Here is a 4,842-nt window from a genome sequence, read left to right on the forward strand (position 1 = left end):
GCAATGCCGAAAGCAACAGCCGCAGAAAAATCAGAATTGAATAAAATCATCGGAGAAAGTTATTTTAACTTGAAGCAATACGACAAAGCACTGCCGTATTTAAAAGAATACAAAGGAAAAAAAGGAAAATGGAGCAATACCGATTTATATTTATTCGGCTATTGCTATTACAAACAAAACGATTATGAAAATGCCATCGCTCAATTCAATAAAATAATTGACGGGAACGACGGAGTGGCTCAAAACGCCTATTACCATTTGGGCGAAAGTTATTTAAAAACCGATAAAAAGCAACAGGCTTTGAACGCATTTAAAACGGCTTCGGAAATGGATTTTGACCTAAAAATCCAAGAAGATGCGTACTTAAACTATGCCAAATTAAGTTACGAAATAGGAAATCCGTACCAAAGTGTACCGGATGTTCTGAGTGGTTTCATGAATAAATATCCCAATACACCTCATAAAGCCACGATTGAAACACTGTTAATTAATTCGTATATCACCTCCAAAAATTACAAAGAAGCGTTGGTTTTATTGGAGAAAAATAAAAGTCCCGAAAACCGGCAAGCCTATCAGAAAGTCACTTTTTATCGTGGTTTAGAATTATACACCGACGGTGAAATTCAAGAAGCTTCGGCAATGTTTAAAAAATCAATTGCAGAACCTCGCAATGCTAAATTCACCGCCCGTGCTTTATTTTGGAAAGGTGAAACGGAATATTCGCTGGATAATTTTAAAGAAGCGATGTTGAGTTACAAGCAGTTTTTGGGTTATGAAGAAGCGAAATCGACTCCGGAACACAAAAACATTTATTACAATATTGCGTACACGCATTTTAAATTGAAAGAATACGATCAAGCAATAACAAATTTCCAAAGTCACATTGATGCCAACAAAACAGATAAAACCCGGTTGAACGACAGTTATTTGCGTTTGGGAGATTGTAATTTTGTGAATGCCAAATACTGGCCTGCCATGGAGGCTTATAATAAAGCTTTGGAAATGAAAGGGGTGGATGCCGATTATGCCGCTTTTCAAAAAGCCATTAGTTATGGATTTGTCAATAGAAACGACAAAAAAATCGAAGATTTGAATGCTTTATTGAAAAACTTTCCAAAATCACAATACCGTGATGATGCCTTGTTTGAGTTGGGAAATACGTATACCAATGAAAACAAATCCGATTTGGCGATTAAAACGTATGATCAATTAGTTAATGAATTTAAAAACAGTTCGTTTGCAGCAAAATCTATTTTACGTCAAGGATTGATTTATTACAATGAAGGCAAACAACAATTGGCCATTACAAAATTGAAAAAAGTAGCGGCAGATTATCCTAGAACTACAGAAGCCCTAGAAGCCGTTTCTACCGCACGTCAAATATATGTTGATACCGGAAAAGTAGATGAGTATGCTGTTTGGGTAAAAACATTGGATTATGTGGAAGTGTCTGATAGTGATTTGGACAATACTACCTATGAATCGGCCGAAAAAATGTATTTGCAAAACAATGCCAAAGGTGCTATTTCAGGTTTCAGTAGTTATGTTTCGAAATTTCCAAACGGAATGCATGCCTTGAACGCGAATTTCTATTTGGCACAATTGTATTATGCAGATAAACTGGAAAACAATGCCATTCCGCATTATGAATATGTGGTTTCCAAATCCAGAAACGAATATACCGAACAATCACTTGCTCGTTTGACTGAAATTTATATCAAGAAAAAAGATTTTGCCAAAGCTATTCCCGCTTTAAAACGCTTGGAAGCGGAAGCCGATTTTCCTCAGAATGTAACATTCGCACAATCGAATTTAATGAAAGCCTACTACGAACAAGAAGATTATAGCAATGCCGTTATTTATGCTGAAAAAGTACTCGCAAATGCGAAAGTAGACGACCGAATCAAAAGTGATGCTCAAATGATTGTGGCTCGATCTGCCATCAAAACCAATGATGAAGTAAAAGCAAAAGCAGCCTATGCAACTTTGCAGAAAATATCAAAAGGGGAGTTAGCAGCCGAAGCGTTTTATTACGATGCCTATTTCAAAAATAAAGAAGGTAAATACGAAGCTTCAGGCGAAGTGATTCAAAAAATCACCAAGGATTATTCAGGCTACAAATATTATTTAGGTAAAAGCTTAATTGTTTTGGCAAAAAATAATTATGCTTTGAAAGACAGTTTTAATGCAACGGTTATTTTAGAAAGTGTCATTACTAATTTAAAAGAATATCCCGATGTAGTGGAGGAAGCTCAAAAAGAGCTAACCTTTATCAAAGCCGAAGAAGCCAAACGTAACTCATCCATTCAGAATTAATTAGTGTAAAGCCCAAACCATGAAAAGTATGCAATTTAACCCAAAATATAGTATAATTCTTTTGTTAGCAGTTGTTCAAACAGCTGTTGCTCAAAAAGATGATAAAGATTTAGGAACCGAGGTCGTAAACGTTGTAAAGCCTTATACAGCAACCTTATCGGATGCTTTTAAAGTAAAGGAAACGCCACCGTTAGACGACGAGGAAACATTGAAAAAAGAACCCATTCAATACACTATTTTTTCGTTTCCGGTGGCTTCTACTTTTACTCCTGCCAAAGGAAAAGCGGAAGGTGTCGAAAAATCAAAAAGAGAAAAATTGTTTGACAATTATGCCACGTTAGGTTTTGGGAATTACGGGACAGTGATTGGCGAATTATTTGTGACCGAAAACTTGAGTCGCAATGAGTATATCGGCGGAATGCTTCGTCATCATTCTTCACAAGGCGGAATAGAAGGTTTGGATTTGGATGATAAATTTTCAAATACAACTTTAGACTTGTCGTATGGTTCTTTAGGAAAAGACTTGTCGTGGAGTGGCGATTTGGGATTTGAACACCAAATCTATAATTGGTATGGCTTGCCAACCTATTTTACGGAAGGTTTAACTTCGGAGGATAAACAACTGTTGGTAGCCGGCATTGATTCGCAACAAACCTATTACAATTTTTACATCGGTGGAAAAATTGCTTTGTCCGAAACATTTTTTAAAGATGCCACGTTAAAATACAATCGTTTTTGGGATGGCTACGAATCGGCTGAAAACCGTTTTGTTTTAAAGCCATCCTTTGATGTAGCTATTAATGATTTTGATATTAACACCAATGTGATTGTAGATTATGTAGGAGGTACTTTCAAAAATGGTCACAATGATGCCACAGCTATTGATTATGGTTTTGCAAATATCGGAATCAATCCGAGTTTTGTGTATACCCGCGACGATTTATCTATGGATATAGGGGTATCGTTAGTGTACAGTGCCGCACAAGAAGTAGATAGTAAATTGTATGTGTATCCGCAAATAACAGCTGCTTACAAAGTGGTTGGCGATTTGATGGTTTTTTATGCAGGTGCCGAAGGTGGTTTGCAACAAAACAGCTATCGTGATTTTACCACGATTAATCCGTTTTTGTCACCAACGTTGCAAATCCGACCAACCGACCAACAATATGATTTGTTCGCCGGTTTAAAAGGAAAGTTGGCCAATAACATCAGCTACAATGTTCGTGGTTCGATGTTGAGTGAAAAATACAAACCACTATTCAGAAGTAATTATTTAGAACTACCGGTTGCAATCGGAGCAAATCAAAGTTTTGCCTACGGAAATTCGTTTACATTGGTGTATGACGATGTGAATACGTTGAGCTTCTTTGGAGAAGTAAACGCAAATCTTTCCAAAAACTTTTCCTTCGGTTTCAACGGAACTTTTAGCACGTATACCACCGACAATGAAAGCGAAGCATGGAATTTGCCAACCATTCAATTAGGCGGAAACATGGGTGTGAATTTCACCGAAAAATGGTTTGCCGGAGTCGATTTGTTTTTAGTAGGCAGTCGTTACGATCAATACATTGTTGCCTCAGCGTTAGATCCGGCTTTTTATGAGTTTAAAAAAGTGACGTTAGACAGTTATTTCGATTTGAATGCGAATGTAGGTTACCGACATAACGATCGCCTGACCGGATTTTTACGAGCCAACAATATCTTGAATCAATCGTATGAAAAGTGGTTTAATTTCCCGGTGCAACAATTTCAAATTGTGTTGGGAGCGAATTATAAATTTGATTTTTAAAAAAGGTACTAAGGTTCTAAGGAGCTAAGGTACTGAGGCAAAATAGAACCTCAATAACCGTAGCACCTTAGTACCTCAGAACCTTAGCACCTTTAAAATGAAACAACAAATTATCCACCACTATAACCACTACCTAAACGACCGCATCAATTCCTTACGCGAAATGATTGTAGATTTAACCGAAGATTCTTTGAATGATGCCAAAGGTTCTGCCGGCGACAAGCACGAAACCGGTTTGGCAATGATGCATCTGGAACAGGAAAAACTTAATAAAAAATTGTTAGAGCTTTTAGATGCTCAGAATAAATTTCTTAAAATCGATTACTCCATTGTTTCCCAACAAGTTATTTTAGGAAGTTTAATTGAAGCGAACGACACCTTTTTCTTGATGGCTATTGCTTTGCCAAAAATTGAAGTGGATGGTAAATCTATTTTTGGAATGTCGCCACAATCGCCTTTAGGGGAGTTGTTTGTGGGGAAGAAGGTTCAAGAAATCGTTATTTTTAATAAGGTTAGCTACAAAATCGGCTCAATTTTTTAGTAAATAGTGTTTTTTGAACACAGATGAAAGAAATAAAAGAAATTTAAATTCTTAAGAAAAGAAAATTATTTTTTCAATTATTCAAATTATTAAAATCTGTGTTCAACCTTTTAATAATTGAATTGAGATCTTGAATAGTATTTCGATTATAATTTATTACCAAATGTCCTCTAATAGTTATTTTTAGTTATAATCT

At 36.1% G+C, this 4,842-nt stretch carries 3 protein-coding genes; all 3 read left to right on the forward strand.

Going from position 1 to position 4,842, the window contains the following annotated elements:
- The coding region (locus tag ACIQ2S_RS11365; protein WP_396176066.1) for a tetratricopeptide repeat protein at positions 1 to 2,316 on the forward strand (2,316 nt) is incomplete at its 5' end.
- A 19-nt stretch (positions 2,317 to 2,335) separates the two neighbouring features.
- Entirely contained in the window at positions 2,336 to 4,105 is a 1,770-nt protein-coding gene (locus ACIQ2S_RS11370; protein ID WP_396176068.1) for a TonB-dependent receptor, read from the forward strand.
- Positions 4,106 to 4,202: 97 nt separating this feature from the next.
- A complete protein-coding gene (locus tag ACIQ2S_RS11375) occupies positions 4,203 to 4,646 on the forward strand; it encodes a hypothetical protein (RefSeq protein ID WP_396176070.1) in 444 nt (147 codons plus the stop codon).
- Positions 4,647 to 4,842 lie beyond the last annotated feature (196 nt).

It is taken from the genome of Flavobacterium sp. (genome assembly GCF_044371705.1).
Taxonomy (GTDB): Bacteria; Bacteroidota; Bacteroidia; order Flavobacteriales; family Flavobacteriaceae; genus Flavobacterium.

Excerpts from the sequence above, each read along its gene's own strand:
- ACIQ2S_RS11370 (WP_396176068.1), top strand. The coding sequence starts at position 2,336 with ATGAAAAGTATGCAATTTAACCCAAAATATAGTATAATTCTTTTGTTA.
- ACIQ2S_RS11375 (WP_396176070.1), top strand. The coding sequence starts at position 4,203 with ATGAAACAACAAATTATCCACCACTATAACCACTACCTAAACGACCGC.